At 61.2% G+C, this 23,783-nt stretch carries 20 protein-coding genes and 2 pseudogenes; 10 read left to right on the forward strand and 12 right to left on the reverse strand.

Going from position 1 to position 23,783, the window contains the following annotated elements; all coding sequences use genetic code 11:
* Positions 1 to 7 precede the first annotated feature (7 nt).
* Complete coding sequence (locus tag ACLI1Q_RS10385) at positions 8 to 607, forward strand: hypothetical protein (RefSeq protein WP_239268405.1); 600 nt, start codon at positions 8 to 10, stop codon at positions 605 to 607.
* Between the two features lie 79 nt (positions 608 to 686).
* A complete protein-coding gene (radA, locus tag ACLI1Q_RS10390; protein WP_239268407.1) occupies positions 687 to 2,051 on the forward strand; it encodes a DNA repair protein RadA in 1,365 nt (454 codons plus the stop codon).
* A 223-nt stretch (positions 2,052 to 2,274) separates the two neighbouring features.
* On the opposite strand, the gene ACLI1Q_RS10395 is transcribed toward radA, so the two are convergent.
* Positions 2,275 to 2,994, reverse strand: coding sequence for a hypothetical protein (locus tag ACLI1Q_RS10395; RefSeq protein ID WP_239275359.1), 720 nt, complete (start codon positions 2,992 to 2,994; stop codon positions 2,275 to 2,277).
* A 10-nt stretch (positions 2,995 to 3,004) separates the two neighbouring features.
* Positions 3,005 to 3,664, reverse strand: coding sequence for a carbonic anhydrase (locus ACLI1Q_RS10400; protein ID WP_239268412.1), 660 nt, complete (start codon positions 3,662 to 3,664; stop codon positions 3,005 to 3,007).
* 35 nt (positions 3,665 to 3,699) lie between these two features.
* Between ACLI1Q_RS10400 and ACLI1Q_RS10405 the strand changes: the two genes are divergently transcribed.
* A complete protein-coding gene (locus ACLI1Q_RS10405) occupies positions 3,700 to 4,554 on the forward strand; it encodes an A/G-specific adenine glycosylase (RefSeq protein WP_239268414.1) in 855 nt (284 codons plus the stop codon).
* 40 nt (positions 4,555 to 4,594) lie between these two features.
* On the opposite strand, the gene ACLI1Q_RS10410 is transcribed toward ACLI1Q_RS10405, so the two are convergent.
* On the reverse strand, positions 4,595 to 4,765 hold the full coding sequence (locus ACLI1Q_RS10410; protein ID WP_081443674.1) for a DUF4236 domain-containing protein: 171 nt from the start codon (positions 4,763 to 4,765) through the stop codon (positions 4,595 to 4,597).
* Between the two features lie 213 nt (positions 4,766 to 4,978).
* A complete protein-coding gene (locus ACLI1Q_RS10415; protein ID WP_239268416.1) occupies positions 4,979 to 7,858 on the reverse strand; it encodes an ATP-dependent Clp protease ATP-binding subunit in 2,880 nt (959 codons plus the stop codon).
* A gap of 216 nt (positions 7,859 to 8,074) precedes the next feature.
* Between ACLI1Q_RS10415 and ACLI1Q_RS10420 the strand changes: the two genes are divergently transcribed.
* Positions 8,075 to 9,388: a serine/threonine protein kinase gene (locus tag ACLI1Q_RS10420; protein WP_239275357.1), complete on the forward strand. Its 1,314-nt coding sequence runs from the start codon at positions 8,075 to 8,077 to the stop codon at positions 9,386 to 9,388.
* Positions 9,389 to 9,485: 97 nt separating this feature from the next.
* Here ACLI1Q_RS10420 and ACLI1Q_RS10425 read toward each other — a convergent pair whose 3' ends face one another.
* The gene (locus ACLI1Q_RS10425) at positions 9,486 to 10,907 is read right to left on the reverse strand and encodes an MDR family MFS transporter (RefSeq protein ID WP_023023920.1); all 1,422 of its coding nucleotides are present in this window, start codon (positions 10,905 to 10,907) and stop codon (positions 9,486 to 9,488) included.
* A 97-nt stretch (positions 10,908 to 11,004) separates the two neighbouring features.
* Between ACLI1Q_RS10425 and ACLI1Q_RS10430 the strand changes: the two genes are divergently transcribed.
* The 3 genes from ACLI1Q_RS10430 to crtI are packed head-to-tail and all read left to right on the forward strand — an operon-like array spanning position 11,005 to position 14,972.
* Entirely contained in the window at positions 11,005 to 12,441 is a 1,437-nt protein-coding gene (locus tag ACLI1Q_RS10430; RefSeq protein ID WP_239268424.1) for a GuaB1 family IMP dehydrogenase-related protein, read from the forward strand.
* A gap of 31 nt (positions 12,442 to 12,472) precedes the next feature.
* Complete coding sequence (locus ACLI1Q_RS10435) at positions 12,473 to 13,333, forward strand: phytoene/squalene synthase family protein (RefSeq protein ID WP_411696984.1); 861 nt, start codon at positions 12,473 to 12,475, stop codon at positions 13,331 to 13,333.
* 55 nt (positions 13,334 to 13,388) lie between these two features.
* Positions 13,389 to 14,972 (forward strand): phytoene desaturase family protein, encoded by a 1,584-nt coding sequence (gene crtI / locus ACLI1Q_RS10440; protein WP_239268425.1) that lies wholly within the window; start codon positions 13,389 to 13,391, stop codon positions 14,970 to 14,972.
* A gap of 385 nt (positions 14,973 to 15,357) precedes the next feature.
* Here crtI and lysS read toward each other — a convergent pair whose 3' ends face one another.
* Complete coding sequence (lysS, locus tag ACLI1Q_RS10445) at positions 15,358 to 16,935, reverse strand: lysine--tRNA ligase (RefSeq protein ID WP_034657788.1); 1,578 nt, start codon at positions 16,933 to 16,935, stop codon at positions 15,358 to 15,360.
* A gap of 513 nt (positions 16,936 to 17,448) precedes the next feature.
* Complete coding sequence (locus ACLI1Q_RS10450) at positions 17,449 to 17,646, reverse strand: hypothetical protein (RefSeq protein ID WP_156907259.1); 198 nt, start codon at positions 17,644 to 17,646, stop codon at positions 17,449 to 17,451.
* 124 nt (positions 17,647 to 17,770) lie between these two features.
* Between ACLI1Q_RS10450 and ACLI1Q_RS10455 the strand changes: the two genes are divergently transcribed.
* Positions 17,771 to 17,908: an IS3 family transposase gene (locus tag ACLI1Q_RS10455; protein ID WP_349819793.1), complete on the forward strand. Its 138-nt coding sequence runs from the start codon at positions 17,771 to 17,773 to the stop codon at positions 17,906 to 17,908.
* A gap of 430 nt (positions 17,909 to 18,338) precedes the next feature.
* Positions 18,339 to 18,632, forward strand: a pseudogene (locus ACLI1Q_RS10460) (transposase); the annotation flags it as partial.
* A gap of 74 nt (positions 18,633 to 18,706) precedes the next feature.
* On the opposite strand, the gene ACLI1Q_RS10465 reads toward ACLI1Q_RS10460, so the two are convergent.
* From ACLI1Q_RS10465 to ACLI1Q_RS10485, 5 genes and pseudogenes are all read right to left on the reverse strand, one after another.
* Positions 18,707 to 19,528, reverse strand: a complete 822-nt coding sequence (locus ACLI1Q_RS10465) for an ABC transporter ATP-binding protein (protein ID WP_239268428.1) — start codon at positions 19,526 to 19,528, stop codon at positions 18,707 to 18,709.
* A 2-nt stretch (positions 19,529 to 19,530) separates the two neighbouring features.
* The gene (locus ACLI1Q_RS10470) at positions 19,531 to 20,514 is read right to left on the reverse strand and encodes a FecCD family ABC transporter permease (protein WP_239268430.1); all 984 of its coding nucleotides are present in this window, start codon (positions 20,512 to 20,514) and stop codon (positions 19,531 to 19,533) included.
* On the reverse strand, positions 20,504 to 21,466 hold the full coding sequence (locus ACLI1Q_RS10475) for a FecCD family ABC transporter permease (RefSeq protein ID WP_370658456.1): 963 nt from the start codon (positions 21,464 to 21,466) through the stop codon (positions 20,504 to 20,506). Before ACLI1Q_RS10475 ends, ACLI1Q_RS10470 begins: the two co-directional genes overlap by 11 nt.
* On the reverse strand, positions 21,466 to 22,338 hold the full coding sequence (locus tag ACLI1Q_RS10480; RefSeq protein WP_239268432.1) for an ABC transporter substrate-binding protein: 873 nt from the start codon (positions 22,336 to 22,338) through the stop codon (positions 21,466 to 21,468). Before ACLI1Q_RS10480 ends, ACLI1Q_RS10475 begins: the two co-directional genes overlap by 1 nt.
* Before the next feature lie 95 nt (positions 22,339 to 22,433).
* A pseudogene (locus ACLI1Q_RS10485) lies at positions 22,434 to 22,934 on the reverse strand (IS3 family transposase); the annotation flags it as partial.
* Positions 22,935 to 23,024: 90 nt separating this feature from the next.
* On the opposite strand from ACLI1Q_RS10485, the gene ACLI1Q_RS10490 reads away from it, so the two are divergent.
* On the forward strand, positions 23,025 to 23,735 hold the full coding sequence (locus ACLI1Q_RS10490) for an ASCH domain-containing protein (RefSeq protein ID WP_034657790.1): 711 nt from the start codon (positions 23,025 to 23,027) through the stop codon (positions 23,733 to 23,735).
* Positions 23,736 to 23,783 lie beyond the last annotated feature (48 nt).

The following is a 23,783-nucleotide window of genomic DNA, read 5'->3' on the forward strand; positions in this document are numbered from 1 at the left end:
ATGGAGGATGCTCAACGTGCAGTCCCTGAAGTCCGCCGCCCGCCGCGGTGCCATTATTTCCGTTACCGCCGTCTCCGCTTTGGCGCTGGCTTCTTGCTCGGCAGGCCACATCGCCCAGACCGCAGAGAAGGTAGCTGCGGTTGATGGTGCTTCTGCCAGCACCGATGACGATAAGATTGCCGTCCGCGATGTCACCATCCTGACAGAGCCTGACGGTGGCGCCGCGCTGAAGTTCAACGCCGTCAACCAGGGCTATGAAACCGATGTCATCACTTTGAAGTCCGTGAAGGTCGATGGCCAGACCGTCGAGATGAAGCAGACCCAGCCGCTTAAGCGCGATCACTCCATCGTGGCGGACTCCCAGAAGAACCTGGACGCAACCCCGGATCACGATTCCGAGACCGTGCAGTACGTAGCCACCCACCTGGATAACGATGACTTTGGATACGCCGGCCACCGCCCGGTTACCTTCGAGTTCTCCAACGGCTCTATCGAGGTCGATGCCACCGTCGCCGCCTCCCAGATGGAGTCCGGTAAGTACGACCGCGACGTGGAATCCCCAGAGGGCTACACCACCGACGCGAACACCGGTAACTCGCACCACTAATAGCCACCGCACGCGCGCCCTACTTTGCGGAGTACGGGCGCGTTCGTCGTTTTTGCCGCCACGTTCTAGGCTCTACACCATGGCCAAAAAATCTCGCCCCATCCACACCTGCTCCGAATGCGGATATGTCTCCCCCAAGTGGCTCGGGCGCTGCCCGGATTGCGGTTCGTGGGGCACGATGGAGGAAAAGGCGCCGGTGGTGGCGGGGGCATCGGCAAGCGGGGGGCATGCGAGCGTGGCACCTGCGAGCCCGGTGCAGCCCATCACGCAGGTGGGCGCGCAGGCGACGAAGACGGTGCGCACGGGCATCGGCGAGCTCGACCGCGTGCTGGGCTCCGGCATCGTGCCGGGCTCGGTGGTACTCATGGCCGGCGAGCCCGGCGTGGGCAAATCCACGCTGCTTCTCGAGGTCGCCTCCCGGTGGGCGCAGCTCGGCCGCACCGTCCTCTACGCCACCGCCGAGGAATCCGCCGGCCAGGTCCGCGCCCGCGCCGAGCGCACCGGGGCGCTGCAGGAATCGCTGTACCTCGCGGCCGAATCCAACCTGGACGCCGTCTTTGGGCACGTCGATGCCGTAAAACCCGGCCTCATCATCGTGGACTCCGTGCAGACCATGCATGCAGTGGGGGTGGAAGGCGTGCCCGGCGGCGTCGCGCAATCGCGCGCCGTGACCGCGGCGCTGACGTCGCTGGCGAAATCCACCGGCATCCCCGTGCTGCTGGTGGGGCACGTGACCAAGGACGGAAACGTGGCGGGACCGCGGGTTTTGGAGCATCTTGTCGATGTCGTCTTAAACTTCGAGGGCGACCGCCAGTCCAGCTTGCGCATGCTGCGCGGGATGAAAAATCGCTTCGGCGCGACCGACGAGGTGGGCTGTTTCGAGCAAACCGCCGGGGGTATTAGGGAGGTCGCGGACCCGTCGGGGCTCTTCCTTTCCCACCGGGGCACGACGCCGGATGGCTCCGCGGTGACCGTCGCCATGGACGGTGTGCGGCCCATCCTCGCCGAGGTCCAAGCGCTGACCGTGGACCCCGTGGCGAAGAATCCGCGGCGCGTGGTCACCGGACTCGATGCCAACCGCGTGCCCATGGTGCTGGCCGTATTGCAGGCGCGCGCCGGACAGCGCACAAACGATAAGGATGCGTATGTAGCCACGGTGGGCGGCATGCGGATTACCGAAACCGCAACCGACCTCGCGGTGGCGCTGGCCACGTGGTCCTCGCTGCACGAGCAGCCGCTGCCTGCGAAGACCGTGGTCATCGGCGAGGTGGGCCTGGCAGGCGAGCTGCGGCCGGTGCCCAATGTTGAGCGGCGCCTGCAGGAGGCGGCGCGGCTGGGATACAAGCGGGCGATTGTCCCGCGCGGGGAAATCAACCCCGTGGACGGCATGCAGGTGCGCCAAGTTGCAACGCTTGGCGAGGCCCTCGCCGCGGTCCAGCCGTAGACCAACCGTAACCGCTGGCCGGTTCTAGCCCGGCTGGTGACGAGGAGCCGGGTGCTCCAGCGGCGCGAACTTCCGTGCGGTCTGCTCCCGCGCGACCTGCTTCCGCCCGGGCTGGCTCTGCGCGGACTGCTTCCACGCGACCCGCTCCCGCACGGACTATTTCCGCCCGAGCTGGTTCTGCCCGAGCTGCTTCCGAGCGGCCGACTGCAAGGAGGCCGCGCACTTAGCGGAGGGTGAAGTCCTGCGGCGGGGAGGAATTATCGCCAATGACCGTGTGGGCGAAGTAAGCACCCGGCTCGGCGGTCGGGCGGTCGGTGCACTTGCCCGGTTCGGACGCCTGGCGGGACCATTCGGCCTCGAATTTCAGCTCCTTGCCCGCAGGGAAGGTCTGCTCTCCGGTCTGTACGGAGGCGTAGCAATCGGTATCGGACCACACGCGCTGGTTATCGGCCATCTTGTAGACCTCGAAGCGCAGCGAGTTCTCATCTAGATCGATCGTGCAATCCGCGGCGGTGGGGTTGGTCACGGTCATAAAGAACTTCGGCAGCTCGCCGTCCGGCACGGAGTAGTTGAGCATGGAGGTGCGCACCTCCAAGTCCTCAAGCGAGCAGGTATCCTTCGCGGCGTGCACGGATTCCTCGGGCTCCTTGCTTACCGATGCCCCATCCCCTGCTTCCTCCGCCTCGGACTCAGATTCAGAGGCAGACTCGGATTCGGATTCGCTCGTCGAATCCGCGGACGTGGTTTCAGATTCGCTAGTGGATTCCGAAGACGTGGTCGCCGCCGAAGACTCTGAGGACGCGGCAACGGAATCATCGCTATCGCCGCCAAAGGCGGCCACCGCCGCCCAGATCAGCACCACGGCCAGGACGATCACGATGATAAGCGCGGCAACCCGGCGGCGCTTATAGATCTCTTCTGGAAGGGGCTTATTCTGGTTCACACGCTCAATTTTAAGTGGTAGACGCGCCTGGATCCGCTAAGCGGGCTCCGCGTGTCAACTCAACGCCGTAAGAGTGCAACGGCTCCACGCGCGAGTCCTCGAGGAGGTAGCGGGCGCCGACAATGCCGAAGGAGCCATCGTCAAGCTGCTTGCGCACGTTGGGGATGCTGGCCACGACCTGGGTGACGGTTTGGAGGGTGTGTTGGCGCTCGACATCGGCAAGCGTGGCGTCTGGCCCCGCAGTCCACGCGGACGTCGCGACCTTCTCGATGATGGGCCGCTGCAGGCCGATGGGCAGCTCGCCGCCGCGCACAAAATCCACCGCGGCCGCCACCGCACCGCAGGACTGGTGGCCCAACACCACCAGCAGGTTGGGGTGCAGGTGGTCGAGCGCATAATCCAAGGAAGCCAGCACGGAGGCGTCCAGGATGTGGCCGGCGGTGCGGATGACGAAGGCATCGCCAAAGCCGATATTGAATATGTGCTCGATGGGCGCGCGGGAATCGGAGCAGGCCAGGACCACCACGCGGGGATCCTGGCCTTTGGTGAGCCCGTCACGCTCATAAATCTTGTTGAGATCCATGATGGTGCCGTCGATGACGCGCTGGTTTCCAGCCTGGAGGGCCTCCCAGACCGCCTGCGGATTATGGGCAACGTTACTTAATGGCATGAACTATATTTTAATGCCCTAGACTGTCCTGCGAGATGGATACGCACGCACTTCTTTCCTGGTTTGACGCCAATGAACGCGATTTACCCTGGCGGCGCCCCGGCACCTCCGCCTGGGGAGTGCTGCTTTCCGAGGTCATGAGCCAGCAGACCCCCGTCGCGCGCGTCGCCCCCGTGTGGGAGGAATGGATGCGGCGCTGGCCCACCCCCGCGGACTTCGCCCAAGCCTCCCGCGCCGAGGTGTTGCGCGCGTGGGGCAAGCTCGGCTACCCGCGGCGCGCGCTGCGGCTCTGGGAGTGCGCGGGGGTAATGGACGAGGTTCCGGCGGACGTGGATGAGCTGCTGGCGCTGCCTGGAATTGGCGACTATACCGCCCGCGCCGTGGCGTGCTTTCACTTTGGCCAGAACGTGCCGGTGGTCGATACCAACGTGCGCCGTGTCTATGCCCGCGCCGAAGACGGGAATTTCCTCGCTCCGTCGCCCTCCAAGCGCGAGCTCGCCGCTGTGGCCGCGCTGTTGCCCGAGCGCAATGGGCCGCGTTTTTCCGCCGCGCTCATGGAGCTCGGCGCGCTGGTGTGTACTGCGAAAAATCCCGATTGTAAGCGCTGCCCCCTGCGCGCGACCTGCGCCTGGCAGCTCGCCGGATGCCCCGAACCTTCCGCCGCGGAACAAACGCGCGCCAAAAAGCGCGTGCAGAAATTTGCCGGGACCGATAGGCAGGTGCGCGGCAAAATCCTAGACGTGCTGCGCGCCGCCGATCACCCAGTGCCGCAGTCCGCGATCGACGTAGTCTGGCCCGATGCCGCGCAGCGTTCCCGCGCGCTGGCTTCGCTGCTTGACGATGGCCTCGCCGAGCAAAACCCCGCCGGCCTCTTCCATCTGCCGGACTAACTGGCCGCCGGGCCTGCCAGCGTTTAGGCGCAGCGACTCGCTAACGCCAGCGGCCGCGGAAGTTGAGTCCGCCCGGGAGGTTGACCCACATGCCGCCGCGGGAATTAAAGGTCACCGGCCCAATCTTCGTGGACATAGAGGCACCGGATCCGGAAATGTTTATCCAGCTATTCTTGCCGGTCTTTTTGCGCGAACGATACTGAAGTCCCATAACCGGTCATTCTAGCAATACCCCCGTGCACGACGCTGCGCCACAGAACCAGCGGGCCGCTGTACCGCCATACCGCTGGACAGAGGCATTCGCCCGCCCCGGCTGGTGAGCAAGCTGACCATGGGTGGGCGCATACGAAAACCACCCAGGGTTCGCGGTGGAACCGTGGGTGGTTTATGCAGGCCCGCACGGGGGCGGGGCTTAGCCGATTAGTTACATCGGCTGGCCAGCGCCTGCCGGTGGCGGGTTCTTGCCATCGTCGTCGGAGTTGCCGAGCCCCGGCTTTTCCGAAGGCACGTCCGGGGAAATGACATCTGGCTCGCCGTTGGTGTCGATGCCATCATTGCTGGAACCGGAACCGCCGTCCTTCGGGCCACCATCCTTCGGATCGTCGCCCTCTGGGCCGCCGTTACCGTCGCCGTTGTCGCCATCGGAATCGGAGTCGGAATTATCCGAAGCGGAACCGTCGGCGGCCTCGTCGGAGGGGTTGTTGTCGCGCACGGAGGCATCGGCAAGCGAGGGCTCATCGATGTCATCCGGCAGCGGCTTCGGGCGCGGGGTGAAGGTGAAGGTAGCGCCGGAGTCGTCCTTGGACTCGCCGTCCCAGCCTTCAACGTCGACCGAGATGATCTCGCCGGCGCCAATCTCGCCGAAGAGAATCTTCTCTGAGAGCTGGTCCTCGATATCGCGCTGAATGGTGCGACGCAACGGGCGGGCACCAAGAACCGGGTCGAAGCCGCGCTGGGCCAGGAGGTTCTGGGCCTTATCGGTGAGCTCGATGCCCATATCGCGCTCTTCCAGCTGGGTACCCACGCGGTCAATGAGCAGGTTAACCATCTGCACGATCTGCTCGCGGGTGAGCTGGTGGAAGACCACGACGTCATCGATACGGTTCAGGAACTCGGGGCGGAAGTGCTTCTTCAGCTCGTCGTTAACCTTCGCCTTCATGCGCTCGTACTGGGCGTCCGAATCGTTCTCGCTAGCGCCGGTAAAGCCCAAGCCCACCGGCTTCGAGATGTCCTGGGTACCCAGGTTCGAGGTGAAGATGAGGACGGTGTTCTTGAAGTCGACGACGCGACCCTGGCCATCGGTAAGCCGGCCGTCTTCCAGCACCTGCAGCAAGGTGTTGTAGATCTCTTTGTGGGCCTTTTCGATCTCATCAAAAAGCACCACGGAGAACGGCTTGCGGCGAACCTTCTCGGTCAGCTGGCCGCCCTCTTCGTAGCCAACGTATCCCGGAGGAGCACCGAAGAGGCGGGAAGCGGTGAAGCGGTCGTGGAACTCACCCATATCGATCTGGATGAGGTCATCATCCGAACCGAAGAGGAAGTTAGCCAGCGACTTCGACAGCTCAGTCTTACCCACACCGGACGGGCCGGCGAAGATGAAGGAACCGGAAGGACGGCGTGGATCCTTCAGGCCTGCACGGGTGCGGCGGATGGCGCGGGAGACGGACTTGACCGCCTCGTCCTGGCCAATGATGCGCTTGTGCAGCTCCTCTTCCATGTTGAGCAGGCGGGAAGATTCCTTCTCCGTCAGCTTCAGCACGGGGATGCCGGTCCAGTGCGCCAGGACCTCAGCGATTTGGTCCTCGCCCACCTCGGCGATTTCCTCCAGGTCACCGGAGCGCCACTGCTTTTCCTTCTCGGAGCGCTCCTCGCCCAGCTTGCGCTCGTCATCGCGCAAGCCGGCGGCCTTTTCGAAGTCCTGGGCATCGATAGCCGCTTCCTTTTCCCGGCGAACCTCGGCAATGCGGTCATCGACCTCGCGCAGGCCCTTCGGGGCGGTCATGCGCTTGATGCGCATGCGGGCACCGGCCTCATCGAGGAGGTCGACGGCCTTGTCCGGCAAGAAGCGGTCATTGATGTAGCGGTCCGCCAGCTGCGCGGCGGCGTGCAGCGCCTCATCGGTGTAGGACACGCGGTGGTGCGCCTCGTACTTATCGCGCAGGCCCTTCAGGATGAGGAAGGTGTCATCCAGCGAAGGTTCATCGACCTGCACCGGCTGGAAACGACGCTCCAGCGCGGCATCCTTTTCGATGTGCTTGCGGTACTCATCCAGGGTGGTAGCACCGATTGTCTGCAGCTCGCCGCGGGCCAGCTTGGGTTTTAGCAGCGAAGCGGCGTCGATGGCACCTTCGGCAGCACCGGCACCGACGAGGGTGTGGATCTCATCGATGAACAAGATGATGTCGCCGCGCTGGTTAATTTCCTTAAGAACCTTCTTCAGGCGTTCCTCAAAGTCACCGCGGTAGCGGGAACCGGCAACCAAAGAACCCAGGTCAAGCGAGTACAGCTGCTTGTCCTTGAGAGTTTCTGGGACCTTGCCGTTAACAATGTCCAGCGCCAAGCCCTCAACCACTGCGGTCTTACCAACGCCAGGCTCACCGATGAGCACTGGGTTGTTCTTGGTGCGGCGCGAGAGCACCTGCATGATGCGCTCAACCTCGGACTCGCGGCCCACGACGGGGTCTAGCTTGCCGTCCTTGGCTGCCTGGGTGAGGTTGCGGCCAAACTGGTCTAGCACGAGCGAGTTGGAGCGCTCGCCCGAGCCGCCGGAACCACCGCGCCCACCGGCACCGGCACCGGGACCTGCGCCCGCGCCGATGGGGCCTGGGGCCTGGTTCGAGTCGCCGCCGCCTTCTTGCTGGCCGCCCTCGTAGCCGGACAGCAGCTGGATAACCTGCTGGCGCACGCGCGGCAGATCAGCGCCGAGCTTCGTCAGCACCTGTGCGGCAACGCCGTCGCCCTCACGGATAAGTCCGAGCAGGAGGAACTCCGTGCCAATGTACTTGTGCCCCATCTGCAGGCCCTCGCGCAAGGACAGCTCGAGGACCTTCTTAGCGCGCGGGGTAAAAGGAATGTGGCCGGTGTGCGGCTGGCTGCCCTGGCCGATGATCTCCTCTACCTCACGGCGCACGTCCTCCAAAGAAATGCCCATGGACTCTAGAGCCTTGGCAGCTACACCTTCTCCCTCGTGGATAAGGCCGAGCAGGATGTGCTCGGTTCCGATGTAGTTGTGGTTAAGCATGCGTGCTTCTTCTTGCGCCAAAACGATGACGCGACGAGCACGGTCTGTAAACCTCTCGAACATGACTCCCCTAAACTTTCGCTTCTAATGTGGTACCCACTGTAACGCCGCACGACCCAAAGGATTTCCTCTTTTTGGCCCCCATTGCCCTATAAACGCCCCAAACCGCCCATACTCGCAGCTCACATGGGTGTACGCCGGTAGCGAACAGGCTCTATTTAGCCTAGAATCTTCTACATTCTCCCTGCCGTCTCGTAGATACGAAGGAATAAAACAGCCGTGCCGCACCTTCCCGAATTCTTTGCTTCCCAGCACAACCTGCACGAAAAGGCAGTGCTGGATGAGGGGCCCAATTCCACCCTTTTTGCCGTGGAGGACGGCTCCACCCATGAGGAACTCACGGTGGAGATCTTCGCGGCGGGGGTAGAGGGCATCGTCAAGGCCTCTACCGCCCTGCACGGCCTGCACCACCCCGCGCTCGCCGCCCTGGAGGGCTCTGGCACCACCGCAGATGGCCAGGAATTCTTGGTCCGCAAGGGCTGTAAGGGCACAGCCTTGCCCGCGCTTGCTGATGCCCCCACCAAACCCCGCGCCCAAGAAATCCTCACCCCCGTGGCCGGCGCGGTGGATTTCCTGATTAGCCGCAACCACGCGGATTTCGCCGTCCATGGGCTCAAGGCTGAGCGCGTGTTCGTGGATGAGGATAAAGAGGTCGCCGTCCTCGCCGCCGCGGGCCCAGGTGGTGCCAGCACGGCGGAGGAATCGGCGGAGGAAACCGCCGAGAAAACTCCAGAAAAGGCCGAGAGCGTGACCGGCGCCGATGCCGTCCGCGCCTTCCAAAAACTCGTTGCCGCCACGTGCCCTTCCTTTACGCCGGACAAAGATTACTCGAGCGCCAAAGAGGTGGTGGCAGCGCTGCGCCCCGAGCGCGATCTCGATACTTCGCAGTTCCCGCCGGTGCAGGCCGAAGAGCCCGAGTCCCAGCCGCAACAACAGTTCCCACCGCAACCGCAGCAGCAGTTCCCGCCGCAGAACCAGGCGGGCCCCCAGTATCAGCCGCAGTATCAACAGCAATACCAGCAACAGCCGGTACCACCGATGAATGCGGCCCCGCCAAAGAAGAAGGGCAAGGGCGGGCTCATCGCGCTCATTTCTGTTTTGGCCGTCATCGCAGTGGCTGCGGCGGGAGCGTTGTGGTATTTCCTGTCCTACCCCAGCTGGGATGACAAGGAAAAGAACCTAGCGAATGCTTATCCGAGCCTGATTGGCTCGCGCAGCGGCCAAGACGGCGAGCTCGGCGCGGAGTGTTCCTCCCGCGCCCCAGAGGATGGTCAAGAAGCGAAGATCACCTGCTCGGGAAACGGTTTCGACTACACCGCCGCCTACTACCCCAGCGTGGAAGAACGCGATGCCGTCCTCCCAGACGCTGCCCCAGTAGAGCTGTCTAACGATAGGTGCACCATCCAAAGCTACGAGGCCTCAACGGATCCGCAGACCTACGTCATGGCCGTGGAGGGTACTCAGTCCATCTTCATGGTGTGGGGCGACGATGCCGAAGCCGCTCGGCTAAAGCTGCCGCTGTGTGCGCAGTAGGCGCCGCAAGATAACCGGCGGCGGGATGGCCCGGAACGCCCGCGCGGAGGCCACTCCGTCGGCGCGTCGGGCGACGTGCAGCTTCCCGGCGCGGGGACTAGTCTTCGGCGGGCACGCGCTTGAGCAGGGGCGCTAGCACGAGCACGAAAAGCGAGAGCACGCCGGCGAAAAGGAAGGCCCAGTGCGCGCCTTGGGCGGTGGCGGCGGCCTCGCTCATCCCCTCGGCTTGGCCGGATTTGGTGCCGCTGGTCAAAAAGGCGACGAGGAAGGCGGTACCCGCCGCGCCGGCGAGTTGCTGCAGCGTATTTAGAATGGCAGAGCCGTGGGAGTAGAGGTCATCGGGAAGCGAGGACAGCGAGACCGTCATCAGCGGGGTCATCATGAGCGCGATGCCCACGGCGAACAGGATATGCATGCCGATGACCATCCACACCTCGCTGTTTTCTGTCAGCAGGGTCATCAGCCAGATGCCGGTAGAAAACATGACTGCGCCGGGAATCAACAGCGGCCGAGGCCCAAGGGCGTCATAAATCCGTCCCACAATCGGGGAAATCCCGCCCTGCAAAAGGCCGCCGGGCATCACCACGAGGCCGGTGACCAGCGAGGATACCGCCAGCGAGGTCTGTAGATAAATGGGCAGGATATTCACCGTGCCCAGCAGCAGGGCGAACATGAGCAGCATGGCGATGACCGCGAGGGTGAAATTGCGGACCTTAAACGGGCGCAGGTCCAAAAGCGCGCGGTTTACCTTAGCCAGCCGGAGTTGGCGCACGGTAAAGGTAATGAGGGTGAGGACGCCGAGGAGGAGCACGAGGGCATCGGCAAGCGAGCCACCCTCCACCATCTTCTCGATGGACGATAGGCCATAAATGAGCCCGCCGAAGGCCAGGGCGGATAAGAATACCGACGGAATATCGAGCGGGGTATCCCTGCGCTCGCCCACATTGACCAGGCGGAAGTAGCCGGCGATGCAAATGGCGGCGATGAGCGGGACCATGGTCCAGAAGATGACGTGCCAGGTCGCCATGCTCAAAATGAACCCGCCGACGGTGGGGCCCAGGGCCGGCGCCACGGAGATGACCACGGTGATAATGCCCATGACGGTGCCGCGGCGTTGCGGTGGAACGAGCGTCATGGCCACGGTCATAAGGGTAGGAATCATCAGGGCGGTACCGGCGGCCTGCAGCACGCGGCCGGCAAGCAGCAACCCAAAGGCCGGGGCGAGGGCCGCCAGCACCGTGCCCGTGAGGAAAACGCCGGTGGAGGCGCCAAAAATCTGCCGGGTGGTGAATTTATCCATCAGGAACCCGGTGGTGGGAATGACCACACCCATGGTGAGCAAGAAGCCGGTCAGCAGCCACTGCGCGGAGGTCGCCGGGATGGAGAAATCCGCCATGATGGTGGGCAGCGCCACCGAAAGGGCGGTTTCATTCAAAATCATCACCATCGCGGAGAGCACCAAGATGGTGAGGTTGACTATGACCTCTGCGGAGATTTTCGGAGCGGGATTCTGAGACACCAAATCAGGATACTGACTTGGCTAAACCTGCAAAACTTGGGGCGTATGATTTAGATGTCTTTTCCTGCACCCTCGATTCACGTTAGGCAATCTCACAGTGCATTTCCTCAATGATTCCCGCCCGCCCTACGAGCTCACCTACTCGGATGTATTTATGGTGCCGAACCACTCAGATGTTGGCTCGCGGCAGGCGGTCGACCTCACCGCGGCCGATGGCACGGGCAATACCATCCCGCTCATCGTGGCGAATATGACCGCTGTGGCCGGCCGCCGCATGGCAGAAACCATCGCCCGGCGCGGCGGCATGGCCATCCTGCCGCAGGACCTCAGCCTGGAGGCCGCGGCGGAAACGATCGCCTCGGTAAAGGCCGCCGACCTGGTCTATGACACCCCTATCACCATCAAGCCGCACCACACGGTGGGCTATGCCAGCAACCTTTTGCACAAACGCGCCCACGGCGCGGCCATCGTGGTCGACGGCGCGCTGCCTGTGGGCATCATTACTCCGAAGGACCTGCGCGGGCAGGATAATTTCACCGCCGTGGGCGAGCTCATGACCACTGATTTGGTCACTTTGCCTGTGGGCATCGACCCGCAGGAGGCCTTTACCCGCCTGCGCGCAACCTCGCGCAAGCTCGCCCCAGTGGTCAATCCGGATGGCACGCTGGCGGGCATTTTGACGCGCAAGGGTGCGCTGCGGGCGACGATGTATAAGCCGGGCATCGACAAGCAGGGGCGCTTGCACATCGGTGCCGCGGTGGGCATTAATGGCGACGTTGAGGGCAGGGCGCGGGCGCTTGCCGATGCCGGCGCTGACGTCCTCGTCATCGATACCGCCCACGGCCATCAAGACAGCATGCTGGCGGCGCTGCGCAAGGTCAAGGCCCTGGATCTGGGCCTACCGATTGCCGCCGGCAACGTGGTCACGGCCGCCGGCGTGCGCGAGCTGGCCGAGGCGGGCGCGGATATTATCAAGGTCGGCGTGGGCCCCGGCGCGATGTGCACCACCCGCATGCAAACCGGCGTGGGCCGCCCGCAATTTTCCGCCGTGCTGGAGTGCGCCGCCGCGGCCCGCGAGGTTGGTGCGCACGTGTGGGCCGATGGCGGCGTGCGCGATCCCCGCGACGTGGCCCTGGCACTGGCCGCGGGTGCGTCCAATGTGATGATTGGCTCCTGGTTCGCCGGCACCTTTGAATCCCCCGGTGACCTGCACAAGGACGCCGATGGATCGTTCTACAAGGAATCGTTCGGCATGGCCTCGCGCCGGGCGGTGCGCGGGCGCAATTCCGCCACCGAGGCCTTCGAGCGCGCCCGCCGGGAGATGTTTGAGGAAGGCATTTCCACCTCGCGCATCTACCTCGATCCGGAGCACGGCGGCGTGGAGTATTTGGTAGACCGCATCATCTCCGGCGTGCGCTCATCCTGCACCTACGCCGGGGCCGATTCGCTGGCTAGCTTCCACGAGCGCGCCACCGTGGGCGTGCAATCGGCGGCCGGTTTTGCCGAGGGCCAGCCGCGGGCCACCAACCGCTAGGGCGCTTTGGGCGCGTGCTACTTTTGCAAGTATGTTGACTCGCTATGACCAGGCGGCCTCGCGCGCGGCCGCGCGGGTTATGGGGCAGTATTCCACCAGTTTTTCCCTGGCCACGCGCCTGTTGCGCGGGCGGGTGCGCGAAGACATCCGCCACCTTTATGCCGTGGTGCGCATCGCGGACGAGCTTGTCGATGGCACCGCACATCAAGCCCGCATCGATGCCGCCGCCGCGCTCGATGCCTACGAGGCCGCTATCTTGGCGGCGCCGGAGAAAAGGCTGCACACCGATCCCGTCGTGCACTCTTATGCCATTACCGCCAGGCGCTGCGGCTTCCAGCGCGATCATCTCGTGGCTTTTTTCGATTCCATGCGCGCAGATCTCACCCATCGGGAGTATTCCGCTTCCGAGCTCGCCGAGTATATCTACGGCTCCGCCGAGGTCATCGGCTTATTGTGCGTGCAGGTCTTCTTGGCGGAAGAGACCGTCTCCGCCGCCGATCGCGCCACGATGGACCGCGGTGCGCGCTACTTGGGTTCCGCGTTTCAAAAGATTAACTTCCTGCGGGATCTGGGCGAGGACTCCTCGGTCCTGGGCCGGGCCTATTTCCCGCAGGCCGCTGGTGGCGAGCTTTCCGAGGCCGCCAAGTCCGCCCTCATCGCCGAAATCCGCCGCGAGCTCGTCGCCGCCGAAAAAGCTATACACCTCTTGCCGCTATCCGCCCGCGTTGGCGTGCGCGCGGCCGCCGATATCTTTGCCGAGCTCACCAACCAGCTCGCCGCTACCCCCGCCGCGGAGTTAAAAACCACCCGCATATCCGTGCCGAATCGCACCAAGGCGTGGCTGGCCGCCCGCGCGGTGCGTGCGGTGCGTGCGGTGCGTGCGGTGCGATAGCGCATCGCACGTAGATGAAGAACCCCGCCGAAGACTGAATACTAAGGAGAACATCATGCACGCTGTCGTCATCGGGGCCGGCATCGCCGGCCTTGCCACCGCTGCCCTCCTGGGAAAAGAGGGCTACGAGGTTACCGTCGTAGATTCCTTAGACGAGGTAGGCGGACGCGCAGGCAGCTATACGGAGGCGGGGTTCCGCTGGGATACCGGACCGTCCTGGTACCTCATGCCGGATGCCTTCGACCACTTCTTTTCCCTCTGCGGTACCTCGACAGAAAAGGAACTGGATCTGGTGGGACTCTCGCCGGATTACCGCGTCTATACCGGCGGCCCCGGCGAGTCCGCTCCTGGCACCGCCGCGCGCCCCACCCCCGTGGATGTACATTCCGGGACCGATAACGTTGCCCACCTCTTCGAATCGATTGAACCAGGTGCCGGCAGCCAGGTGCGCACTTATTTAGCAGATGCCAGCGACGCCTACCACGTAGCGCTCGATCACTTTTTGTACACCACATTTTCGGCGCCGTTGAACCTGGTGCATGCAGATATTCGGCATCGGCTAGCGCGGATTGCAGCGCTGCTGACTACCAGCTTGCAAAAGCACGTCAACGGGCAATTTTCGGATACGCGCCTGCGCCAGATTCTGAGCTACCCAGCGGTTTTTCTCTCTTCCGAGCCCGCCGCGGCCCCAGCACTGTATTCCCTTTTAAGCCATACCGACCTGGTGGAAGGCGTGCGCTACCCCCTCGGCGGATTCCACGCAGTGGTGCAGGCCATTTACCGCCAAGCAGAAAAATTCGGCGCCACATTCCGCTTGGGCGAAGAGGTCACCGCCATCACCACCGCCAGCGGGTCTTCCACACGTGCCACCGGCGTCTGCACGACAACCGGGCATATCGATGCCGATATTGTGGTCTCCGCCGCGGATTTGCACCATACCGAAAATCAGCTGCTTCCCCGGAAACTGCGCACCTATCCGGAGCGCTACTGGGCCCGCCGCAATCCGGGGCTGGGCACCGTGGTGGTACTTGCCGGTGTGCAGGGCAAGCTCCCGCAGCTAGCTCACCATACCTTTTTGTTCAGCCAGGACTGGGACCCCGATTTCCGCGCGGTCTTTTCCGCACCGGACCCAGAACGTCCCCTCGGCGCCTCTGAGTCCATCTACGTTTCGAAGGTTTCTGCCACCGACGCGAATGTCGCACCGGAAGACCACGAAAACCTGTTCTTCCTCATCCCCGTACCCGCTGCAGAAGCCTACGGGCACGGCGATGCCTACCACTCCGAGGCTTCCCCGCGCGTTGCTGCTATTGCCGATGCCGCCCTCGACCAGCTTTCCCGCACCGCCGATATTCCTGACCTCCGCGAGCGACTCACCATCACACGCAGTCTCGGACCAGCCGATTTTGCCGAGCGCTATCACTCCTGGTCAGGTGGAGCTTTGGGGCCAGCGCATACGCTATTTCAATCTGCATTCTTCCGCGGGCGCAATGCCTCGCGCAAGGTGGCCGGCCTCTACTACGCTGGTGCGACCACCGTGCCGGGCGTCGGCGTGCCTATGTGCCTGATTTCTGCAGAAAACATCATCAAGCGCCTGCGCGGCGATACCTCCGCTGGACCGCTTGCCACGGATGGCTCCTGAGAACACCAGGTACTCCTTGACTCCCACCTTTCGCGGCCCGGTTTGCAAGACACAACGACTCCCGTTCGGCCTGGATTGTGCAGCGTCTGATGCGCAACCTCCTTTGTGCACCCTCCTATGCAATAGGTCCTCGGTGATAACTGAGCAAACTCGGCCCTGAAATGTAGCATTTTTCGCTCAGATATCACCGAGGAGGTTGCACTTTTGTGAAGTCGATAGAGGTAGGCAGAGGTAGGCAGAAGTAGGCGTGCGACTCGGGCTGCGAGGCACATGCGACGGGTGCAATGGGCAAACAAAAAGGCTGCAGCCAAAGGAAGGCTGCAGCCGGTGTCGGGGCGCTAACGTGTGCCCGCGTGGGCGGGCACCGAGTGGGCGCCGGGTATGGCTACTTCTGTTCTGGCTTTACCAGCGGGAAGAGCACGGTCTCGCGGATGCCGAGGCCGGTCAGGGCCATGAGCAGGCGGTCCATGCCCATACCGGTACCGGCCGTGGGCGGCATGCCCTGTTCCATTGCGGCGAGGAAGTCCTCGTCCAAGACCATGGCTTCCTCATCGCCGCCGGCGGCTAGGCGGGCCTGATCCTCAAAGCGCTCGCGCTGGACGACGGGATCGACAAGCTCCGAATAGCCGGTGGCCAGCTCGAAGCCGCGCACGTACAGGTCCCACTTTTCGGTCACGCCGGGCTCGGAACGGTGCTGGCGGGTTAGCGGGGAGGTCTCCACCGGGAAGTTCTTCACAAAGATGGGGCCTTCCAGTTGGTCCTCGCACAGGACCTCCCAGATTTCCTCCACCAGCTTGCCGTGGCCCCAGCCTTCCCCCTTCGGCACGTCGAGGCCGATGACCTTGGCAATTCCCTTCAGGGTCTCCACGTCGGTATCGATGGTGACCTCCGGCTGACCGGGGAACTTGCGCTGCAAGGCCTCGTTCAGGGAAGGATACATCTCGATTTCGGGCCATTGCTCGCCGCCGAAGTCGAAATCGGTGCCGTCGGCAAGCGTGACGGTGGTGGAACCAAAGACCTCGCGAGCCACGGACTGGATGGACTCGCGGGTCATGCGGGCGCAATCATTGTAATCGCCCCAGGCGGCGTAGGTCTCCAGCATGGCGAACTCCGGCGAGTGGGAGCGGTCCACGCCCTCATTGCGGAAGTTGCGGTTGATTTCAAAGACGCGGTCGATGCCACCGACGACGGCGCGCTTCAAGTACAGCTCCGGGGCAATGCGCAGGTAGAGGTCAATATCGAGCGCATTGGAGTGGGTGATAAACGGGCGAGCGGCCGCACCACCGTGCAGGGTCTGCAGCATCGGGGTTTCGATCTCTACAAAGTCCTGGCTTTCCAGGTAATTGCGCAGCGCGCGCATGACCTTCACGCGCACCATGGCGTTCTTGCGGGCCTCTTCGCGGATAATGAGGTCGTTATAGCGCTGGCGCACGCGGGTATCTTCAGCCATATCCGCGAAGGACACCGGCAGCGGGCGCAGGGACTTGGCCGCCATGGTCCATTCCTCAGCCATGATGGACAGCTCGCCGCGGCGGGAAGCAACCACGTGGCCGCTAACGGAGATGAAGTCGCCCAAGTCCACGTCGGACTTCCAGGCATCGAGGCGCTCCTTGCCCACCTTGGCCTGCGAAAGCATAGCCTGCATCTGGGTGCCATCGCCGTCCTGCAAGGTGGCAAAGCACAGCTTACCGGTATTGCGCATGAAGATAAGGCGGCCAGCGATGGCGTGGGTGACCTCGGTTTCCTCGCCGGGCTCCAGGTAGGTCACGCCCTCTTCATTGCCCGGCTCTTCGCCCTCGGCCACTACGCGGAAATCATGGCGCAGTTCCTTAAGCGCGATGGTGCGCTCGACGGATACCGGGTAGGCCTCCACGCCGGATTCGAGCAGGCGGTCGCGCTTTTCGCGGCGGATGCGCAGCTGCTCAGGGACATCGTTTACTTCAGTATTCTTCTGCTCGCTCACGTTAGCCAAGGGTAGTCGATCCCGCCCGCTACCCGCGATTTGGCCCAGCCATGTCTGCCAAAGCAACGAAAGAGCGCACAGACAGCAAGTACACACCATGACGCTGTATCGACCGAGAACATTAACGATTCCTACAAAATATCGTTTAACCCTCGTTTAAGCCTGCGCTTCCCCACCTATAAAAAGAATCCGGCCCTGAGATACTGACTCAACGCCGGTATTCTGTAGCTGCGGGTACTGTCCCGCTCTATAGCTAAGTTTTTATACCTATTCTAAAAGGGAAACAAGTGTGTGATGCCTAAACTGACATATTGAAGTGTCCCAGGTTTTGTTCCGTTTGAGTAGATGGGAAAATCTGGAACATGCCAAGAAAAATTTTGATCAGGATTTAAAGGACCGTGTGGTTCGTCTTGTAGAGGACCGCATCGTGGCGGAAAACATGTCAATGCGCCCCGCATGCTAGGCAGTAGCTTCAAAGTTGGGGGTTTCATGGCACACAGCTCGTCAATGGACTTAAGCCTGCTCGCCGTGCAGGAAGAACCCCAGAACCTGTTCCTGAAGACGTGGCTGCCGAAAATGCCAGGCTACGCCGCGAAAATCACCAGCTTCGAGATACCAACGAGTTGCTGAAGGCCGCGTCAGCTTTTTCGCCTCACGACCAGGCCCCAAGCCTCGATTATGATCCGGTTCATCGATAAATACCGGAATCATTTCTCTGTCGAGTTCATCTGCACTGGCGTTAAGAGAATAACCGGGCTGGCGGGTTTATCACCTCGCGTGGTTATCGCCAGTCCAAAGCCCGAGGGCTTAAGTGCTCGTCGCCTTCGTGACGGTTGTGCTAATTGAACGCATTAGTGCTATTCATCGGGATAATGACGGTGTCTTAGGCGTGCGGACAATGTGGCATGCACTTCACCGTGATGGAATCTGTTGTGACCGGCTATTTGGTAGCAGTGTCGTGACCATCCGGTAGCGCTTGAGTGTGAAACCGGTAGCAGTTCACAATGCTCGGGACACTTCATTCCGGGAGATACACCGCTCGGGTGCGGCACGTACCGGAAGGACTCCGGTTACGACGGATTACCGTGCGGTGATAGCGCTGTCAGATGCGAGGTTTTGGTACCGGTGTACTGGGGACTCGGTACTGCTGTGTTCTGGGTAGTTGGTACTGCGGCGGGCCGACGGAGTCGGCTCGGCTGTTTCCTTTATTCGTCCGGTTCTATTGGGGAGGTGGCTTTGCGCATGTCAAAGTCTCCTATGCAGATTCGGTGGCCGCTATTGAGAGAGTGTCTAATGGTTTGTGTGTAGGTTCCCAACCTGCATAAGGAGATAAGCCAGAATGACTAGTGTGGCACGACGAGATCTAAGTTGATAAGGCCAAGATTGATGCGATTGAAAAGAAGCTTCTTGCTAACCCTGAAATCGCGAAACTGATTGATGACCTAGGCACGTCTACAACGGATGCCAACGACCTGGTTCGGGGCATGTTGCAAGTATCGATCACTAGAGGTTTAAATGCTGAGATGGATGCCCACCTTGGCTATGAGCCCGGCGATGGGGAAGGCAAAGCTGCTGCTGGAACAGACAATTACCGCAACGGCACCTACCCGAAAACCGTGGATTCTAACTACAGGCCAGTGACCGTTGGTGTGCCGAGAGATCGGGCTGGAACATTCTTGCTGACTATGGTCCCTAAGGAGTTGTCAAAAGTTAAGTGCGCGGTTCGAGTCGACCTCGTGGCCTAGATCGTTTTCCATTACTACGTGTTCCTTTAAAGAGTTTTATCTTCTTCCTTCTGGGGTCCAAAAAGTTCAGGAGCGTGAACGGAAATGGGTATGGGGAAGCGTCGACCGGTAGATGGATCAGTCATCTCTAGGCACTCAACATGGAAGGTTTCGCGTACGAGTTCAGCGGTCATAACTTCCTCGGTGGGCCCTTCGGCCACAATGCGCCCCTCACGCATAGCTACGATTCGATCGGCGTAACGCGCGGCATGGACCATATCGTGGACCACCATGACCACCGTAGTCTCGGCACGGTTAAGATCTCGGATGAGGTCCAAGATGGACAATTGGTGCGCGGGGTCGAGGTAAGTAGTTGGCTCATCAAGCAAGGTAATTGGTGTTTCTTGCGCCAACGTCATAGCGAGGAAAACGCGCTGGCGCTGGCCGCCCGAAAGGTCTGCGGCGGGGGTATCAAGCAGCTCGCTCACCCCAGCACGTCTGGCTGCACGCTCAACCGCTTCATGATCTCCGGCCCGCATCGTTGCTAGCGCCCCCGTATAGGGATAGCGGCCGTAGCCGATGACATCGCGCACTACTACACCTTCCGGGGCCACGGGGTGTTGTGGCAGGAAAGAAACTTCCCGGGCAAAAGCGCGCGAGGAATACTCGCTGATATCTTTTCCTAAGAGGTAGGCTGCACCTGAGCTGGGTGTAAGTTGGCGGCCCAAGGTCTTGAGAAGCGTCGACTTACCGCAGCCATTTGGCCCGATAAGGGCAGTTACTTGACCGCTGGCTAAGTGGAGATTTACATTCTTAACCACATCTGGACCACCGTAGCCCACGGTTAATGCGCTACACGTCAGTGTCATGTCTAGCCTCCGTTTCGCACTCGGGTGAGCCGAGTCAATAAGAAAATGAAGTAAGGTGCGCCAATCAACGCGATGAGCGCACCGACGGGAATTTCTGTGGGCGCAAAGGCCCACCGGCCTACCGAATCGCATGCGGTGACAAGGACCGCGCCGCCGAGCGCCGCCACGGGTATTTGCCGGCGCAGATTCGTACCGACCACCAAACGGGCAGCATGTGGGACGATAAGCCCGGCGAACCCCAAGACCCCAGCCGCAGCAACCCCTGCGGCGCCGAGGATGACGGCCAAGGCGATGGCTACGAGGCGCCACGTCCTAGTCCTAACACCGATACCGGCCATGGTGGAATCATCCAGCGCCAGCATATCCAGGTGTTTTGCCACCACCATCGCAACGGTTAGGGCGAAAAGGATAAAGGGGGCGACAATAGTGGCATCGCCAAGCGAGCGGGCGTAAAGCGAACCTTTCAGCCATGTCATGGCCGCGCCCGCTTCTGGGGCGGCGCGCACCAGCAACAGTTCGGTGATTGCGCCCAGCCCAAACGATACCGCTACCCCGGTAAGCGGCAGGCGTACCGGATCACTCGCCCCACGTCCAGCGAGGAGGAGAACCAGCGCAGTTCCCGCCAACGCGCCGATAAAGACAATAAAAGTCAACAGATGGGCCGGCAGGGCACCTGCTCCCATGAGTACCGCAACGGCCGCGAGTCCACCGCCGGAGGTAATACCCACCGTATCTGGTGCAGCCAAGGGGTTGCGCAGCGCAGATTGCAATAGGCAGCCGGACACGGCCATGGCAACGCCTGCGCATATACCCACCAAGATCCGCGGGGCGCGGTACTTCCAGATGAGCGGCTCTCCGGTAACGAAGGCGGTGATCACCTCGCCCGGCGGTTTCATCACCGCACCGACGCCCATGCCGATGATTGCGCTCAACGCCAACGCCAGGATGAGTACTACTAGCACCCCAACAAATCTCTTATGCCGCATGCTTCCTCCTCCCCAGCGCATGGACGGACCACAACACTAATGGCATGCCAGCCAAAGAAGTCACGATGCCCACTGGGGTCTCGGCCGGCGCCCAGATTGCCTGGCCAATCAAATCAGCTACTAGGAGCACCGCCCCTCCAACAATTCCAGCCACGCACAGCCCCGTGCGGTGATGCGGACCACATACGCGCCACGCAACTGCTGCGGCCATTAACCCCAAGAACCCAATCGGCCCAGTCGCGGCCACCGCCGGAGCAATGAGCACTACCGCCGCCACAATGGCAGCCAACCGAATTCGCTCCGGCTTCGCGCCTACAGCACCGGCCACGGCATCACCAGCTACGAGTAAGTCCAATCTTTTCGCGCTGACTAAGGTCAAGGGCACCACGACCAGCACGGAAACCAGCGCGGGGGTAATATCAACCAGGCGCACTCCGGCAAGCCGCCCAGAAAGCCATGACATCACCGTAGCCAGTTGAGCCTCATCGATCACTAGGAAAATGGAGGTCAAAGCGCTACACAGCGTGGAAACGGCAACGCCAACGAGCACCATGCGCTGGATCTCACCGCTCTTACCGACGCCCACAGTCACCCCCACAGCAATCCCTGCGCCCAACAGTGCGCCGGGCAGCTGATCGACGCTCGAGGTTTCGCTTCCTATAAACATTGCGGTTGCGACTGCACCGAGTGCCGCACCGGAGTTCACACCAGTAATGGACGGATCGGCAAGCGGGTTCGCGGTGGCCGTGCGCAGCAATAGCCCACCCACACCTAACGCGATACCAACCACCGTGGTAGCAAGGAGGCGGTCAAAAGCCACGCTATGTAGCTCTTCTTCCAGCCACGGGGCATCAACTGGCACCTGAACATGGCGAAGCTGCCACCACCACACGAACACGACGGCAGCGGTGGCAAGGACCAAGCAGGAACCGGTTTTAGTTCGTAGTGCCACTACTTTTCAGCTGTAATAATGTCATCGAGCATGTGCTCAGCAGAAAGCGGCCCGCGGGCGCGTGACCAGATATCTTGGTCTACTTCTACGATGTCACCGCTCCCTTTAGCATAGGGCGTCTTCTTAAACGCATCGACGTCCTTGTACATAAAGACCCGGTCAGCCTTCATACCGGGGAGCTTATCGCCAGTCAGTTCCGCTACATCGGTCTTGGATTCGATGGATGACTTCTCACCTTCAAAGGCGTAGTCATAGCCCACCTCACTCAGCAGGGACTGGGGGAAGGAAGGATTGACCCAGGTATAGAGCAGCTCGCTGGACCAACCGGCCACAACAGCACGGCTGCCTGCCTTTACCGTGTCCTTAGTCTGAGCGATCTTGTCCTCGATGCGCTGACGGACCTCTTTGGCCTTTTCCTCTTTGCCAAGCTTGGCCGCGATCTCATCCATCGAATCCAGCACGTCCGAGTAAGTCTCATCTGAGTAGGATTCGGTATCCGCAATCTCTTCTAGCTGTGGCATGATATTGGCCTGGCGGGTAGGGCTAGCCAGGATCAGATCTGGCTCCAAGGATTGGATAACCTCTAGGTTCGGTTGTTTGGCTTGACCCACTGAGGTGGCCTGCTCCAGCTGGCCCTTTAAGGTGGTCGGCGCTTCCGATTTACCGATTTCCACGATTCCCACTGGGTCCACATCGAGAGCCTTGAGGATTTCCTCGTAGCGCCAATCGAGCGCCACAACTCGCTCGATCTTCTTATCTCCGTTCTCTTCCGTAGAAGAAGAATCAGAAGAACACGCCACAAGGCCTGCCCCTAGAGCTAAGGCGAATACGAGCGCGAGAACTACACGCCCTTTTGTAAACGATTTTAGCATAGGCTTACTTTATATTAATAAGAGTTTACTGTCTAGTGTCAGATGCGAGTGGGGTTGCCCGCAAATCGTGGGCACGTAGTCAAGCTACCTAGTGGTTAGGCAGCTATTTCTTCTTCGTTTCTGGTTTGGGTGATATGGTTCTCGAAATCGATAGGGCTGACCATCCCGAGGGCGGAGTGCCGACGTCGACGGTTGTAGACCACTTCAATCCAGCAAGCCACAGCCTGACGCGCAGCATCGCGGGTGGCCCAGCGCTTCCGGTCGTAGAACTCGGTCTTAAGCGTCGACCAGAACGACTCAGCCATCGCATTATCGAAACACACCCCGGTACGCCCCACGGATTGAGCAACGCCCAGATTGCGGCACGCCTCCCAGAGTTGTTCGCTGGTAAATTGTGTTCCCCGGTCGGCGTGAAACACCAGCCCGTCAGGAACATCACCGCGCAATGTATACGCCATCCGCAGGGCCCGTTCGGCCAAACTTGTGTCTTGCACGCTATCCATAGCCCAGCCCAGTAACCTGCGGGAATGGCCGTCGCGGACCGCGCACAAGTACAACCATCCTTCACCGGTGCGCAGGTAGGTAATATCCGACATTGAAGTGTCCCAGGTTTTGTTCCGTTTGAGTAGATGGGAAAATCTGGGACACTTCAGATCGAAGCTGCTAGTAGTTACTACCATTAGAGCGTGATTACTAACGAACTTCGGGAATTAACAGCCAAAGCAGCCGCCCATGCGCAGCGCTTCCAAGACGGAGGAGACCACACCGTAGCCGCAGCTCTCCTGACCAAATCAGGAAAACACGTTCTCGGTTTAAACGCACACCATTTCCTTGGTGGCCCCTGTGGCGAAGTCTCTGCTTTAGCAAACCATGCCGCTAGTTATCCAGGGGATCCCATCCAAGCAGTAGTCGCCATATATGGACCTACCGGACAAGTAATTTCACCCTGTGGTAAATGCCGCCAGGTACTTTTTGATGTCGATCCATCTATCCAGTGTATTGTGCGCGGAAGCAACGGCCTCGTTGCGCCCACTGTGGAAGAACTTCTTCCATTCGCGTTTAACTTGCAAGACTTGGAAAAAGAGCAGCGCATCTACATGTGGGAAGGCTACGAGGATTCCATTCGGAGCGGAGAAAAGCGTCAAACAATCCGAGTAGATGATCCCTTCAATGAAGGAAAAGCCCAAATAGTCTTTGAGAAGGAAACCGGGGAAGTCGTCAGCTTACCCGCACAGGTCACAGCCGTTGTATCTACCCAGCGCGGGCTGCTGTCGGAAAAGCAAGCTAAAAATGACGGGTTCAATTCTCTATCCGAGCTTCACGAAGCTCTAGATACTCACTACCCCGGATTAGCGGATACAGACGAAGTTGACGTTGTAGAATTCGAGCTCCAGTAGACTAGCCAGACCGAAAATCGAATCATTCGCTACCTCGCCAAAAAGCCG

The organism is Corynebacterium limaceinasi, assembly GCF_046717465.1.
GTDB lineage: Bacteria > Actinomycetota > Actinomycetes > Mycobacteriales > Mycobacteriaceae > Corynebacterium.